The organism is Limnohabitans sp. T6-20, assembly GCF_003063505.1.
Lineage (GTDB): Bacteria > Pseudomonadota > Gammaproteobacteria > Burkholderiales > Burkholderiaceae_C > Limnohabitans_A.
In genome coordinates, this window is the sequence record NZ_NERW01000003.1 from 844,055 (window position 1) to 858,603 (window position 14,549).

The following is a 14,549-nucleotide window of genomic DNA, read 5'->3' on the forward strand; positions in this document are numbered from 1 at the left end:
AACGCGGTCCCTATAATGAGTGGGCATCCAGAACACCCCCCATTCACCCCCTCCCGCCTCGGCTTTGCCGGGCCACCCTGCCGGATATTTCAAGTTGTCTGCCTCCGAACACAGCACCGCCACCGTCCTGGAACTGGTGGCTCCCGATATGGCCGAAGTCGACCGGGTCATCGCCCAGCGACTGGATTCAGGTGTCCCTTTGGTGGGTGAGGTGGCTCGGTACATCATCTCAGCCGGAGGCAAACGCCTTCGCCCGGTGCTTTTGCTGCTGACTTGCGGCGCTTTAGGCTTTACCGGGGCACAACGCCACAACTTGGCTGCCGTGGTCGAATTCATCCACACAGCCACCTTGCTGCATGACGATGTGGTGGACGAATCCACCTTGCGGCGCGGCCGCCCCACCGCCAACGAAAACTTTGGCAACCCGGCCAGTGTGCTGGTGGGTGATTTTTTGTATTCACGTGCCTTTCAAATGATGGTGGATGCCGAAAGCATGCGCGTCATGCAAACCCTGGCCGATGCCACCAACGTGATCGCTGAAGGCGAAGTGCTGCAACTGATGAACATGCACGATGCCTCGCTCGACGAAGAAGGTTATTTGCGGGTCATCCGCTCCAAAACAGCCAAATTGTTCGAGGCCAGTGCCCGGCTGGGGGCCATTTTGGCCGGCAGCCCGGCAGACATTGAGTCTGCTTGCGCCGACTATGGTCAGGCACTGGGCACCGCATTCCAGGTCATCGACGACGTGCTCGACTACGACGGCAATGCCGCGGAAATGGGTAAAAACTTGGGTGATGACTTGCGCGAAGGCAAAGCCACCCTGCCGCTGATTTTGGCCATGCAACGCGGCAGCGAAGCTCAGCGCCAGACTGTTAGTGAAGCCATTGAAACCGGCAGCGTCGACCGCTTGGCCGACATTGTGGCCATCGTGCGTGAAACCGGTGCCCTGGAGGCCACACGCGACGCCGCAGCAGCCGAAGCGCAGCGCGCCATCGATGCCGCCATGCAACTGCCAGACAACGCACACCGCCAAGCCATGGTGGTGCTGGCCTCTCAACTGCTCAACCGCAGAACCTGAGGATTTTCGCCGCTGATGAGCCCATCTCTGCTCCAGCTCAACACCGGCCATCAACCGATAGTTCATGATTCAGGCAACCAGAAGAGACTGAGAACCATGAAACTGACCCGACCCATCGCTTGCGCCCTCATGGGCTTGTCGCTCCTGCTGTGCTGGGGGGCCAAGGCCAGCACCAAGTGGGAAGCCATCATGCTCAACGACCAAGGTTTGTTCTACATTGACCCCAAGTCCATCACCGAAGAAGATGGACGCAAAAAAGTGTGGAGCGCCCTGGATTACAAAAAGCCCCAGACCACAGGCGACGGCAAGCCCTACTTGTCCATCCACTCACAGATCCAACTCAATTGCCATTTGAAAATGGCCCGGGTTTTGCACTTGACCTATTACACAGGCCCGATGCTCACAGGCCAGGTCGTGAGTCGGCAAGGCATGCTGCACGAATGGTTGGACATTGACCCCTCGTCCCCCATTCAGAAAATCGCCAGACGCGTTTGTTGAGTGCCAAGCGCGCGGTGACCCCGCGCTCAGTCGGTCACCATCCGGCAAGACTCTTTGATTTTCAGTTCTTGCCGTTTTTCTTCGCAATAACGCATGGCGCGGCGTGCGCCCTCGGCGGCCATTTTGATGTGCACTGAGCACTGCAAAGTCATTTTTTCAACGTCGCTGTGGTTATCAAAAGCCGCCGCACACCGGCTGGTTTCCGTCATCTCCGGCCTGGTTTGTCGCCAGACCATCTTGAGTCCTTCGGGGATGTCCCTGACCCGAACCGTGGGATAGGCATCTGCCGCCATCACCTGCGCCGCACTGGCAAATAACAGAACGGTCAGTAATAAATTTTTCATGAGAAACCCCGTTTGCGCTTTGTTGTTCCACCAGCGCCACCCATGACGCGGATGGGCCATCCTCACCGCTCGATTTCAGTATCGCGCAACCGCGCCACCTCTTCGCGCAAGGCATGGGCCCAAGCACGGCGATCACGGCCCTCGGCATGCTGCAATTGCCCAAAATGAACCACCGCCGTGATGCGGGGTGCGGTCAGTGTGCGCCAGATGGAGCCCAACAAAGTGTCATCACCGATGTAGCAAGGCGCAAAGCTGGGCTCGCCACTTCGTGCGTCCAGGAACTGCAGCGACATCGGCTGCACCGGGGCTTCGGCTTGGATCGCGGACTGGATCAGGTTGGCGTGAAACGGCAGCAAATTTCGACCGTCACTGGTGGTGCCTTCAGGAAAGACCGCCACCACATCGCCGTTTTGCATGGCATCGGCCATGTCCTTGACCATGCGCAGCGCATCCTTGCGGCTGGTGCGCTCGATGTAGAGCGTGCCCGCCCCCGTGGCCAAGGCCCCGACCAAGGGCCAATCCCGAATGTCTGACTTGGAGACAAAGCGGCAATGCCGCGCCGCATGGATGACAGAAATGTCCAGCCATGAAATGTGGTTGCACACCATCAGCGCCGGGCCTTGGGCCACAGGCTGCCCCAGCACCTTGAGGTGAATGTCCCAAATCGCCAAAAACTGCAAGGCCCAAGCTTGCACACGCATTTCGCGCTGCTCAGGACCGAGCTGAGGAAAGCGGACATAAATGGCCCAAATGCCCATGAGCACATGCCACAGACCACGCAGCAGCTTCCAGATGGCTTTCAGCGTCCGCATGTCAGCCCATCACAGGCCGACGCGTGCACACACACGCATGCATGGGGCCCATAGAAAAAACGTGCATGAAAGAAGGCTGAGGTTCAATGCGCTTCAAAAGCCACATGCCCTGCGACCACCGTGGCCAGCACCCGTCCGGGCAATTCGTAGCCCGAGAACGGGGTGCTCTTGCCCTGACTGCGCAAAGCCTCAGCGGTCACAGGCCAGTGGCCTTGGTCCGACAAGACGCACACATCGGCAACGCCACCCACAGCCAGCTGGCCCACCGAGCCTTGCAATGTGGCAAGCGAAGCGCCCAGCACACGGGCCGGATCGGCCGTGATGCGCGAGAGGACTTGCATCAAGGGCAAGCCAGCGTCTTGGCCCCACTTGAGCGCCAGGCTCCACAGCAACTCAACGCCGGTGGCACCGGGTTCGGCTTCGGCAAACGGCAGCGCCTTCGCGTCGGCATCGACCGGGGTGTGGTCGGACACCAGCGCATCGAGCGTGCCGTCGGCCAGGCCTGCGCGCAGCGCATCGCGGTCGCGCTGCTGGCGCAGCACGGGCGTCAAGCGCGCACGGCTGTCAAAGTAGCCCATGTCGGCATCGGTCAGGTGCAGCGAGTTGATGCTCACGTCGGCGGTGACCGGCAGCCCCTCGGCCTTGGCCTGACGCACCAGTTCCACGCCTTGGGCGCTGCTGATGCGGCACAGGTGCACGCGGGCGCGGGTGCTGCGCACCAACTCGAAAATCGTGTGCAGGGCAATCGTCTCTGCCGCCACCGACACACCCGACAAACCCATGCGCGTAGCCAGCGGGCCGCTGGCGGCCACACCTTTGCCCAGGTGCAACTCTTGTGGGCGCAGCCAGACGGTGTAAGCAAAGGTGCTGGCGTATTGCATGGCGCGTTGCAACACCTGGGTGCTCGGGATCGGCACTTCGGCCTGGCTGAAACCCACGCAGCCTGCGGCGGTGAGTTGGCCCATTTCGGTCAACACATCACCCTTCAGACCAGCCGTCAGTGCGCCCAAAGGCAGCACGCGGGCCTGGTGCAGTTTTTCGGCGCGGTAACGCAGCATCTCGACCAGACCGGGTTCATCGAGCACCGGGTCGGTGTCGGGCGAGCAGACCAAGCTGGTCACACCACCGGCCACGGCCGCGGCCATTTCGCTCTCGAGCATGCCCGCGTGTTCTTGCCCAGGCTCGCGCAGGCGCGCCGCCAGGTCCACCAAACCGGGGGCGACGATGCAACCTTTGGCGTCGATGACGCGGTTGGGCGAAAAGTCGGCAGGAGCTTGGCCCACCGCCACGATGCGGCCAGCGGCGATCGCCACATCGGCGGTTTGATCGAGGCCACTGGCGGGGTCGATGACGCGGCCGTTTTGAATCAGGATCTTCATGTTCTTGTCCTTATGCCTCGTTGCCCGCGACGATGCTCATCACCGCCATGCGCACCGCGATGCCAAAGGTCACCTGCGGCAAGATCACGCTTTGCTGGCCGTCGACAACGGCCGAGTCGATCTCGACGCCGCGGTTGATCGGGCCGGGGTGCATGACGATGGCGTCGGGTTTGGCCAGTTGCAGTTTTTCGGGCGTGAGGCCAAAGCTCTCGAAGTATTCCTGGCTGGACGGCAGCAGCGCGCCGCTCATGCGTTCGTTTTGCAAGCGCAGCATGATGACCACGTCGCAGCCCTTGATGCCTTCTTCGAGATTGTTGAAGACGCGCACCCCCATCTGGGCCATGTCAGCAGGCACCAAAGTCTTGGGGCCGACCACGCGCACTTCGGCGCAGCCCAAGGTGGTGAGCGCGTGGATGTCTGAGCGCGCGACCCGCGAGTGCAGGACGTCGCCCACGATGGCCACAGTGAGGTTGGTGAAATCTTTTTTGTAGTGCCGGATGGTGTACATGTCCAGCAGACCTTGGGTGGGGTGGGCATGGCGACCGTCACCGGCATTGACCACATGCACATGGGGCGCGACGTGTTGCGCGATCAAATACGGCGCACCCGACTCGCTGTGGCGCACCACAAAGATGTCAGCGGCCATGGCGCTCAGGTTGGCGATGGTGTCGAGCAGCGACTCGCCTTTGCTGGCCGACGAGCGGGCGATGTCGAGCGTGTAGACATCGGCCGACAGGCGGGTGGCGGCGATGTCGAAGGTGGTGCGGGTGCGGGTGCTGTTCTCGAAGAACAGGTTGAACACGCTCTTGCCGCGCAAGAGGGGCACTTTTTTCACTTCGCGGTCGCTCACGCTGACGAAGCTGGCCGCCGTGTCGAGGATGTGCGTCAGGATGTCTTTGGACAGCCCTTCGGTGGAGAGCAGGTGGATCAGCTCGCCGTTTTTGTTCAGTTGGGGGTTGTTGCGTTTGTAGAGCATGTTGTTCTTACCTCGTGGCCTGTGGAAGCGCCTTCAAGAAAGCGGGGCTTTGATCTCCACGTCAAAACTGAAGCGACCCGCCGCGTCGCGGGCCAGCGCCAGCGATTGCGTCTCGGGCAGGGCCACACGGGCAGCGGCGTAGTCGGCTTGCACCGGCAACTGGCGCCCCCCGCGGTCCACCAGCACCGCCAGCTGCACGCGGGCGGGACGACCGTAGTCAAAAATCTCGTTGAGCACCGCACGGATGGTGCGCCCGGTATAGAGCACATCGTCGAGCACCAGAATGTCGGCACCATCCACCTCAAACGGCAGGTTGGTCTGGCCACCGGCCGACAAGCCGCGTTGGGCAAAGTCGTCGCGGTGCATGACCGAAGACACCTGGCCCGAATCACCGGCCAGGCCCAGATCGCGCTGCAGGCGCTGGGCCAGCCAGGCGCCACCCGAAGTGATGCCGACCAAGCGGGTATTGGCCTGGCACAGGCTGCGCACGCCGCGCAGAAGTTCTTGGTACAGGGCCTCGGCATCGAGAGCGAGGGCACTCATGACAGTTCTCCCGCCGGGCCGCCGCAAGGGAGAACAGCGCCCCCGCGGGGGGCAGCGATGACACGAAGTGCAGAGCGTGGGGGCTTCATGTAAGGCTCCTTAAAAATTGGTCAAGAATGATGGCCGCTGCCGCCGCATCGGCGTCTTTGGCGCCATAAGAATGGGCTTCGGTGGTGGTGTAACGCTCGTCCACTTCATAAACTGCCAAGCCAAAGCGGCCGCGCAGCTGGCGACCGAACTTGCGGGCGCGCAAGGTGTTTTCGTGCTCACCGCCATCGGGGTGGGTAGGCACACCGATCACCAGCGCGTCGGGCTGCCACTCCTTGATGCGTTTGGCGATGTGTTCAAACCGGGCATCGCCCTCGGCGGCAATCGTGCCTTGGGGGGTGGCGCTTTTCATCAGGCGGTTGCCCACGGCCACGCCAGTGCGTTTGAGGCCATAGTCAAAAGCTAGGAAAGTCTGTTGCGAAGCGGGGACGGTGTTTTCAGGCACGGCGCTCATGCGTGCCCCGCTTCTGGCGAAAGCATCCAGCTTTTGAGGCCCAGCAGGTCCAGTGCGCGGTCGTAGCGCTCGGCCATGGGCACGTCAAAAATCACCTCGGCTGAAGCGGGCACCGTCAACCAGGTGTTTTCGCCCAGCTCGGACTCCAGCTGCCCCTCGCCCCAAGACGAATAACCCAAGGTGATCAGCACGCGGCGTGGCCCGGCACCCGAAGAAAGGGCTTCCAGCACATCGCGAGAGGTGGTCATCTCCAGCCCGCCCGGCACAGCCAGTGTCGAGGCGTAAACGGAACCCCCACCCTCTTCGGTCTTTTCCATCACCACAGGGTCGTGCAGCACAAAGCCACGTTCGGTTTGCACTGGCCCCCCCTGTGACACGGGGTTTTGCACCAAATCTTCGCGGCGCAGCGGCAAATCCACCTTGTCAAACAACAAGCGCATGCTGATGTCGGCAGGTTTATTGATGATCAGCCCCATGGCCCCGCGGGCGCTGTGTTCACACATGTAGATCACGCTGCGGGCAAAAGTCTCGTCCTCCAACCCGGGCATGGCGATCAGGAAATGATGCTTGAGGTCGATGGAGGCACAATCTGTCATGCACCGATTTTAGCGGTCTGGCCCTTGCGGCTGGGTCTGAATGTGCATTGATTGATCCAACCCGGCAAACCCTGATGGAAACCCCTTTTTCTTGCGGCCTGGTCTGGCTGCGGCGCGACCTGCGCGTGACCGACCATGCGGCCCTGCACCAAGCCCTGAAGCATTGCCAGCGGGTGCATGTGGTGTTCGTGTTCGACACCGACATCCTGGACGCCCTGCCCCGCGCGGACCGTCGGGTCGAATTCATCCGCGAATCGCTGGTCGAAGTCGATGCCCAATTGCGCGAGTTGGCAGGTCACCCCCAGGCAGGCCTGATCGTGCGCCATGGCGTGGCCAAGGACAAAATCGTCAAACTGGCCCAGCACCTGCAGGCCCAGGCGGTGTTTGCCAACCACGATGACGAGCCCCAGGCGCTGGCCCGCGACATCCAGGTGCGCGGCCACTTGGCGGACCACGGCATCGTGCTGCACACCTTCAAGGACCATGTGGTGTTTGAGCGCAATGAGGTGCTGACCCAAATGGCCAAACCCTTCAGCGTGTTCACACCCTACAAGAACGCCTGGCTGAAAAAACTCACGCCCGAAGACCTGCAGGCCTGGCCGGTGGCCCCTTTTGCCACCCGCCTGGCGCCCCGGCCGGATGATCTGGCCCAGCCAGTGCCCGCCCTGCAAGACCTTGACTTTGAAACCACCAACCTGCAGGCCCTGAAAATCCCGACCGGCGAGTCGGGTGCCCAAGCCTTGCTGCAAGACTTTTTGACGCGGATTGACCAGTACGAAGACACGCGCAATTTCCCGGCCGTCAAAGGGCCCAGTTACTTGAGCGTGCATTTGCGCTTTGGCACCGTGTCGATCCGCCAGCTGGCGCGAGAGGCCCATGCCCGCATGCTGGCGGGCAGCCCCGGCGCCAGCGTTTGGCTGTCCGAGCTGATCTGGCGCGACTTTTATGTGCAGGTGCTGCACAACTTCGCGCATGTGGGCCACGGCCAAAGCTTCAAGCCCGACTACGACGCCATCCACTGGGAACACGGCACCCATGCCCACAAGCTGTTTGACGCCTGGTGCGAAGCCCGCACCGGCTACCCGCTGGTGGACGCAGCCATGCGCCAGCTCAACCAAACCGGCTACATGCACAACCGTTTGCGCATGGTGGTGGCCAGCTTTTTGGTCAAGGACTTGGGGATCGATTGGCGTTGGGGCGAAAAGTACTTTGCCACCCACCTGAACGACTTTGACCTGTCGGCCAACAACGGCGGCTGGCAGTGGGCCAGCTCCAGCGGTTGTGATGCACAGCCTTACTTTCGCATCTTCAACCCGATCAGCCAGAGCGAAAAGTTTGACCCGGAGGGCAAATTCATCCGCCGCTATGTGCCCGAGCTGGCGGCCTTGTCCACCAAAGACTTGCACGCACCCTGGCTGGCCAAGCCCCTTGAGCTACAAGCGGCCGAGGTGGTCATGGGTCAAACCTACCCAGCGCCCATCGTGGACCACGCCGCAGCACGCGAAAAAACGCTGCAACGTTACGCGGTGGTCAAGAAAAAGCCGTCTGAATAAGACGGCTGGGTAGGAGGTGTTGATCTGTTCAGATCAGATCGCCACCATCTCGAAATCTTCCTTGCGGGCGGCGCACTCGGGGCATGTCCAGTTCATGGGCACGTCTTCCCATTTGGTGCCCGGGGCAATGCCGTGCTCGGGGTCGCCCTCGGCTTCGTCGTAAATCCAGCCGCAAATCAGGCACATCCAGGTTTTGTGTTCCATCACAGTGTCGCAATCAAAGAGTCGAATAGAATGATTTGATTGTATCGGGCCCCGCCGAGTGCCCGGCTGAAGACCTTCTGAAGCCCCCTGCAATTCGCCTTTCATGACCGATCACAACCCCGAATCACCCCCAGAAACCGAGATCCTCAGTGATGAGGAAGAATCTGCCGGGCTGGCCTGCGTGCTGTCCTTCAACGCCAACGACCCCAGCGGTGCGGGCGGGCTGACTTGCGACGCCACGGCCATGGCCTCGGTGGGCGCGCATTGCCTGCCGGTGTGCACGGGCACTTATGTGCGGGACACCAGCAGCATCACCGACTTTTACCCCCTTGACGAAGAAGCCGTGAACGACCAGGCCCGCGCCGTGGCCGAAGACGTGCCGGTACAAGTCATCAAAGTCGGCTTTGTCGGAACACCCGAAAGCCTGGCCACCATTGCAGCGCTGGCCGACGACTACGACGGTGTGCCCGTGGTGGCCTACATGCCCAACCTGTCCTGGTGGGAAGACGACAAGATCGACGCTTATCTGGACGCTTTCCGCGAATTGCTGTTGCCACAAACCAGCGTGTTGGTCGGTCACCACAGCACCCTGCGCCGCTGGTTGTTGCCCGAATGGACAGGCGAGCGCAACCCCGGGCCCCGCGACATCGCCAAAGCAGCCTCTGAGTTGGGTGTGCCCTACACGCTGGTGACGGGGTTGACCTTGCCCGAGCAGCACATCGACAACGTTTTGGCCTCGCCCGAAACCGTGCTGGCCCACGAAAAGTTCGAGCGCATCGAAGCCGTGTTTGTGGGGGCCGGCGACACATTGACCGCCGCACTGGCCGCCTTGCTGGCCACTGGCATGGACTTGCCCGAAGCCACCAGCGAAGCCCTGCATTACCTGGACCGCTGCCTGGACGAAGGCTTCCGACCCGGCATGGGCCAGGTCATTCCGGATCGCCTGTTTTGGGCCTTGCCCGAGGACGAAGAAACCGAAGACGACGAAAGCCCCGAAGTGCACCCCGGTGACGATTACTTTGAAGTGCCTTTCAACGAAACCAAACATTGAAGCCAGAGACAAACACCATGACCGATCGCAACCAGACCCTTTTTGACCGCGCCGCCCAAGTGATCCCCGGTGGCGTCAACTCGCCCGTGCGCGCCTTTCGCGCCGTGGGCGGCACACCGCGTTTTGTGCAACGCGCCAAGGGTGCCTATTTCTGGGACGCGAACGGCCAGAAATACATCGACTACATAGGTTCCTGGGGCCCGATGATCCTGGGCCATGGCCACCCTGCCGTGCTCGAAGCGGTGCAAAAAGCCGCGCTCGACGGCTTCTCGTTTGGTGCACCCACCGAGCGTGAAATCGAGCTGGCCGAAGAAATCCTCAAGCACGTGCCGTCCATGGAAATGGTGCGCCTGGTCAGCTCGGGCACCGAAGCCGGCATGAGCGCGCTGCGCCTGGCGCGTGGTGCCACAGGCCGCACCAAGTTCATCAAATTTGAAGGCTGCTACCACGGCCATGCCGATGCCTTGCTGGTCAAAGCCGGCTCGGGCCTGGCCACCTTTGGCAACCCCACCAGCGCCGGTGTGCCGCCCGAGGTGGTGCGTGACACCCTGGTGCTGAAGTACAACAACATTGCTCAACTGGAAGAAGCCTTTGCCCTGCACGGCAAAGAACTGGCCTGCGTGATGATCGAACCCATCGCGGGCAACATGAACTTTGTGCGCGCCAGCGTACCCTTCATGAAGCGCTGCCGCGAGCTGTGCACCGAGCACGGCACGCTGTTTGTTTTTGACGAAGTCATGTCGGGCTTTCGCGTGGCATTGGGCAGCGCACAAAGTGTTTATGCCCAATTGATCCCCGGCTTCAAACCCGACATGACCGTGCTGGGCAAGGTGATTGGCGGCGGCATGCCACTGGCCGCGTTTGGCGGCCCACGCGAAATCATGCGCCAGTTGGCCCCCACCGGCCCGGTTTACCAGGCCGGCACTTTGAGCGGCAACCCGGTGGCCACGGCGTGCGGTCTGGCCACATTGCGCGAGATCGCCAAGCCCGGCTTTTGGGACGCATTGAGTGCCCGTACGCAAAGTCTGGTGGATGGCCTGAAAGGCGCTGCCGCTGCTGCGGGCGTGCCCTTCAGCGCCGACTGCCAGGGCGGCATGTTTGGCTTTTTCTTGCTGCCTGAGCTGCCACAGAATTACGCCAAAGTGATGACCAGCGACAGCCCCAAATTCAACAAGCTGTTCCACGGCCTGCTCGATGGCGGTGTCTACATAGCCCCCGCTTTGTACGAAGCCGGTTTTGTGAGCGCAGCCCACACCGAAGCCGACATCGCAGAAACCGTGCGCGTGGCAGGAGACGTGTTCAAAACACTTTGAGTCAGACCATGCCGAACTTGACGCCAGTGAGCTGTCGGGCAAGTTCGGCTTGAATGTCCACTTCGTGCCCCCGCTGAAAGACCGACTCTATGGTGCGGTGAGTTTCCAACTGAAGTTCAGGTTTCAAGACTGAAGCGGGTCAAGCACCAGCCCAAACCAGCGATAATTCGCCCCTGCATTCACGTCCAGACCGGGCGCTGGCCCAGACCCCTAGGACTCCCCATGAAAAAGAATTTCCCCCTGCAAGCCGAAGGCAAGCACCCCGACCGCGTGCTCGAAGCCGTTAAACACGAAATCCGAAAATACTTCAAGCGCGAGCGCAACCGCGACGTGCCCAAGGGCGTGGATTTTTGGGACTTTGACTGCAAAGTGGGCCTGACCGCCGACACCGCCGAAGTGGTGCGTGTGAGCGGCGTGATCGAAGCTGTAGACGCAGCCGCCAAATCAGGCGCGACTTCGGTGTACGTCGAAATTTTGAGCAAGCACGGCGTGCGCGTGCTCAAGGCGCAAGACGACCACGAAGGCGGCGAAGACCACTTTGGCGATCTGCCCAACGACTGAAGCGCCGGACAGCGCCTGCAAAAGCACAGCGGGCCTGGTCTGGCTACCCGATCAAATTGGGGATGTTCCAGTCGGGCATGACCCACTCAGCCAACCGCACTGAGTGTGGTCACCCTCACGCAGTCGATTTCACTTCGGTGCGTTGGCCTGTGACGCAGCGGCCGCCCGCAACTTATCTTTCTTGCTCAGCCTCGAACCCTTGATGCCGCCATTGCCCGGTGATGGCGGTGGCGGGGTTTCGGTTTGATCAAAGCCTGGCACCTGCTCCAAAGGCAGCTCCAGGCTTTCGCGTTTCTGGATCAGCTGCCAGTGCGCCAATGCGGCAGCAGTGACAAAGCTCACCGCGTCGCCATGCGCCCCGGCCCGGCCGGTGCGGCCGATGCGGTGGGTGTAATCAGTGGCCGAGCGCGGCAGGTCGTAGTTGACCACCACGGGCAGCATGGCGATGTCGATGCCGCGTGAGGCCAAATCGGTGGTGACCACCACATCCCAGCGACCGGCTTTGAATTCGTGCAGCGCATCTTGCCGGGCACCCTGGCTCATCTCACCATGAAAAGGTGTGGCAAACACGCCTGCTTTATAAAGTTTGCCCGCCACATGCTCACAGGCATAGCGCGTGGCCACAAACACCAGCACCTGCTTCCAGCCGTTCTCCTTGATCAGGTGGCGCAGCAAGGCGGTGCGGCTTTTCTCGTCCACCGCAATGGCACGCTGGGTGATGTCGGGCTTGTGGCCTTCAAAGGCATCCACCGTGATGCGCACCGGATCGCGCAGCAGCCTGGCCGCCAGCGCCTCGACCTCGGGCGCAAACGTGGCCGAAAACAGCAGGGTCTGACGCCTGGCAGGCAGCAGCGCCAGCACGCGTTGCAACTCGTCGGCAAAGCCCAGGTCCAGCAGGCGGTCGGCTTCGTCCAGCACCAGGTGCTGCACATCGGCCAGGCGCAAAGCGTTCTGGTCGATCAGGTCCAGCAAACGACCGGGCGTGGCCACCACGATGTCGGCACCGCCGCGCAGCGCCATCATTTGCGGGTTGACCGAGACACCGCCAAACACGGTGGTCACCTTCAAGGATTGCGGCAGCTTGTACGCCAGATTGGCCAGCACATCGCCCACCTGCACCGCCAGCTCGCGCGTGGGCACCAGCACAAGCGTGCGGATGGGGCGGCGAAAGTTGGTCTGGCGCGGCGCGGCCAGCAATTGCTGCAACAGTGGGAGGGCAAACGCCAGCGTCTTGCCCGAGCCGGTGGGCGCAGTGGCCCACACGTCGGCCGACTTCAAGGCAGAGGGAATCGCCTCGGCCTGGATGGGGGTGGGGGCGTACAAGCCCATGTCACCCACGGCACGCAAAAGCATGGGGGTCAAGCCGAGTGAATCAAAGGCCATCAGGGGCTTTCTGTAGGAGGCCGCCCCTGCGGCCGATGAACTCTGGCAAAACAACCATTCGCGAGCAGGGGCTCGCTCCCACGGGGCATACCGAGGGATGAACCATCAATGACGGAAGTGCCGTACACCCGTGAACACCATCGCCACGCCACGCTCGTTGGCAGCGTCGATGACTTCTTGATCACGCATGGAGCCACCGGGCTGGGCCACGCAGGTCGCACCTGCGTCCACCACCACGTCGAGGCCGTCGCGGAAGGGGAAGAAGGCGTCGCTCGCCACCACGGTGTTTTGCAGGCTCAGCTTGGCCGCTTCGGCCTTGATGCTGGCGATGCGGGCTGAATCAAGGCGGCTCATTTGGCCTGCGCCCACGCCCATGGTCATGCCGTTTTTGCAGAACACGATGGCGTTGGATTTGACGAATTTGGCCACTTTCCAGGCAAACAGCAGGTCGTGCAATTCTTCAGGCGTTGGTTGCTTGACGGTGACGATTTTCAAGTCGGCCAGTGCCAGCTCGTGGTTGTCGGCGCTTTGCAGCAAGAGGCCCGAGCCCACACGCTTGGTTTCGAGCGCGTTGCGCACGTCGCCGTAGTGGGCAGGCAAGGCGATTTTCATCAGGCGCACGTTGACTTTGCTCTTGAACACTTCGAGCGCTTCGGCGCTGAAGTCAGGGGCCATCAGCACTTCGACGAATTGCTTGCTCACCGCTTCGGCCGCGGCTTTGTCCACGGGGCGGTTGAAGGCGATGATGCCGCCGAAGGCACTGGTGGGGTCGGTCTGGAAAGCTTTGCTGTAAGCCTCAAGGGGGTTCGCGCCCACGGCCACGCCACAGGGGTTGGCGTGTTTGACGATCACACAAGCTGAGCTATCGAAGCTCTTCACACACTCCCATGCCGCATCGGCGTCGGCAATGTTGTTGTAGCTGAGTTCTTTGCCTTGCAGCTGCACGCCAGTGGCTAGCGAACCTGCGGCAGGCGCCAGATCGCGGTACCAAGCGGCTTGCTGGTGGCTGTTTTCACCGTAGCGCAGGTCTTGCACTTTCACATACTGCTCGTTGAATTGGCCGCTGAATTGGGCGCGCTCGGGCACGTACTCTTCGCTCAGCTTCTCGGCTTCAAAGTTAACGCTCGACAGGTAGTTGCTGATCGCACCGTCGTATTGGCTGATGCGGTTGAACGCGGCCACCGACAGGGCAAAGCGCAGTTTGTCGCTGAGTTTGCCGCTGGTCTTGAGTTCGGCGATCACATCCGCGTATTGGCTGGCGTCGGTGACGATGCCCACGTCTTTCCAGTTCTTGGCGGCCGAGCGCACCATGGCGGGGCCACCGATGTCGATGTTTTCAATCGCGTCGGCCAGCGTGCAACCGGGCTTGGCCACGGTGGCTTCAAAGGGATACAAATTCACGATCAACAGATCGATGGTGTCGATGCCATGCGCCTGCAAAGCGGCCATGTGCTCAGGCGAGTCGCGGCGGGCCAGCAAGCCGCCGTGCACTTTGGGGTGCAGGGTCTTGACGCGGCCATCGAGCATCTCAGGGAACTGGGTCACTTCGGCCACTTCGGTCACGGGCAGGCCTTGCTCGGCCAGCAGTTTGGCGGTGCCGCCGGTGGAGATCAGGCTCACGCCCAGGGCGTGCAGTTCTTTCGCCAGATCGACGATGCCGGTTTTGTCAGAGACGGAAATCAGGGCTCTCATGGGGGCTTTCTTCTACAAAGTTCAGATCAGGGGGCCGGGGTACACGGTTCCGGCAGGTATTCAT

The 14,549-nt window shown here is 61.7% G+C and carries 16 protein-coding genes; 6 read left to right on the plus strand and 10 right to left on the minus strand.

Annotation, left to right across the window (positions count from 1 at the left end):
• Positions 1-94: 94 nt before the first annotated feature.
• Together B9Z33_RS14755 and B9Z33_RS14760 are read left to right on the plus strand one after the other, a co-directional pair.
• Positions 95-1,078 carry a polyprenyl synthetase family protein gene (locus tag B9Z33_RS14755; RefSeq protein WP_108287927.1) on the plus strand — a complete coding sequence of 328 codons (984 nt, stop codon included), beginning with the start codon at positions 95-97 and terminating at the stop codon, positions 1,076-1,078.
• A gap of 96 nt (positions 1,079-1,174) precedes the next feature.
• Positions 1,175-1,576: a surface-adhesin E family protein gene (locus B9Z33_RS14760; protein ID WP_108287737.1), complete on the plus strand. Its 402-nt coding sequence runs from the start codon at positions 1,175-1,177 to the stop codon at positions 1,574-1,576.
• 26 nt (positions 1,577-1,602) lie between these two features.
• On the opposite strand, the gene B9Z33_RS14765 is transcribed toward B9Z33_RS14760, so the two are convergent.
• From B9Z33_RS14765 to B9Z33_RS14795, 7 genes are all read right to left on the minus strand, one after another.
• Positions 1,603-1,980, minus strand: a complete 378-nt coding sequence (locus B9Z33_RS14765; RefSeq protein ID WP_108287738.1) for a hypothetical protein — start codon at positions 1,978-1,980, stop codon at positions 1,603-1,605.
• A gap of 2 nt (positions 1,981-1,982) precedes the next feature.
• Complete coding sequence (locus B9Z33_RS14770) at positions 1,983-2,732, minus strand: 1-acyl-sn-glycerol-3-phosphate acyltransferase (protein ID WP_108287739.1); 750 nt, start codon at positions 2,730-2,732, stop codon at positions 1,983-1,985.
• Positions 2,733-2,815: 83 nt separating this feature from the next.
• The gene (locus B9Z33_RS14775; RefSeq protein WP_108287740.1) at positions 2,816-4,111 is read right to left on the minus strand and encodes a dihydroorotase; all 1,296 of its coding nucleotides are present in this window, start codon (positions 4,109-4,111) and stop codon (positions 2,816-2,818) included.
• A gap of 10 nt (positions 4,112-4,121) precedes the next feature.
• The gene (locus B9Z33_RS14780; protein WP_089958866.1) at positions 4,122-5,087 is read right to left on the minus strand and encodes an aspartate carbamoyltransferase catalytic subunit; all 966 of its coding nucleotides are present in this window, start codon (positions 5,085-5,087) and stop codon (positions 4,122-4,124) included.
• A gap of 33 nt (positions 5,088-5,120) precedes the next feature.
• Positions 5,121-5,630: a bifunctional pyr operon transcriptional regulator/uracil phosphoribosyltransferase PyrR gene (gene pyrR, locus B9Z33_RS14785; protein ID WP_108287741.1), complete on the minus strand. Its 510-nt coding sequence runs from the start codon at positions 5,628-5,630 to the stop codon at positions 5,121-5,123.
• An 85-nt stretch (positions 5,631-5,715) separates the two neighbouring features.
• A complete protein-coding gene (gene ruvX, locus B9Z33_RS14790) occupies positions 5,716-6,132 on the minus strand; it encodes a Holliday junction resolvase RuvX (protein WP_108287742.1) in 417 nt (138 codons plus the stop codon).
• On the minus strand, positions 6,129-6,728 hold the full coding sequence (locus B9Z33_RS14795; RefSeq protein WP_108287743.1) for a YqgE/AlgH family protein: 600 nt from the start codon (positions 6,726-6,728) through the stop codon (positions 6,129-6,131). Before B9Z33_RS14795 ends, ruvX begins: the two co-directional genes overlap by 4 nt.
• 74 nt (positions 6,729-6,802) lie before the next feature.
• Here B9Z33_RS14795 and B9Z33_RS14800 point away from each other — a divergent pair, with 74 nt between their 5' ends.
• A complete protein-coding gene (locus tag B9Z33_RS14800) occupies positions 6,803-8,281 on the plus strand; it encodes a deoxyribodipyrimidine photo-lyase (RefSeq protein ID WP_108287744.1) in 1,479 nt (492 codons plus the stop codon).
• Positions 8,282-8,314: 33 nt separating this feature from the next.
• Here B9Z33_RS14800 and B9Z33_RS14805 read toward each other — a convergent pair whose 3' ends face one another.
• The gene (locus B9Z33_RS14805) at positions 8,315-8,485 is read right to left on the minus strand and encodes a rubredoxin (RefSeq protein WP_019427587.1); all 171 of its coding nucleotides are present in this window, start codon (positions 8,483-8,485) and stop codon (positions 8,315-8,317) included.
• 103 nt (positions 8,486-8,588) lie between these two features.
• Here B9Z33_RS14805 and B9Z33_RS14810 point away from each other — a divergent pair, with 103 nt between their 5' ends.
• The 3 genes from B9Z33_RS14810 (at position 8,589) to B9Z33_RS14820 (ending at position 11,410) form a co-directional block, all read left to right on the plus strand.
• Positions 8,589-9,536, plus strand: coding sequence for a bifunctional hydroxymethylpyrimidine kinase/phosphomethylpyrimidine kinase (locus tag B9Z33_RS14810; protein ID WP_108287745.1), 948 nt, complete (start codon positions 8,589-8,591; stop codon positions 9,534-9,536).
• Between the two features lie 17 nt (positions 9,537-9,553).
• Entirely contained in the window at positions 9,554-10,849 is a 1,296-nt protein-coding gene (gene hemL, locus B9Z33_RS14815; protein WP_108287928.1) for a glutamate-1-semialdehyde 2,1-aminomutase, read from the plus strand.
• A 222-nt stretch (positions 10,850-11,071) separates the two neighbouring features.
• Positions 11,072-11,410 carry a DUF6172 family protein gene (locus B9Z33_RS14820; protein WP_108287746.1) on the plus strand — a complete coding sequence of 113 codons (339 nt, stop codon included), beginning with the start codon at positions 11,072-11,074 and terminating at the stop codon, positions 11,408-11,410.
• A gap of 129 nt (positions 11,411-11,539) precedes the next feature.
• Here the strand turns inward: B9Z33_RS14820 and B9Z33_RS14825 are convergent, their stop codons facing one another.
• The gene (locus tag B9Z33_RS14825; protein ID WP_108287747.1) at positions 11,540-12,793 is read right to left on the minus strand and encodes a DEAD/DEAH box helicase; all 1,254 of its coding nucleotides are present in this window, start codon (positions 12,791-12,793) and stop codon (positions 11,540-11,542) included.
• 105 nt (positions 12,794-12,898) lie between these two features.
• Positions 12,899-14,485 carry a bifunctional phosphoribosylaminoimidazolecarboxamide formyltransferase/IMP cyclohydrolase gene (purH, locus tag B9Z33_RS14830; protein ID WP_108287748.1) on the minus strand — a complete coding sequence of 529 codons (1,587 nt, stop codon included), beginning with the start codon at positions 14,483-14,485 and terminating at the stop codon, positions 12,899-12,901.
• Positions 14,486-14,549: the final 64 nt, after the last annotated feature.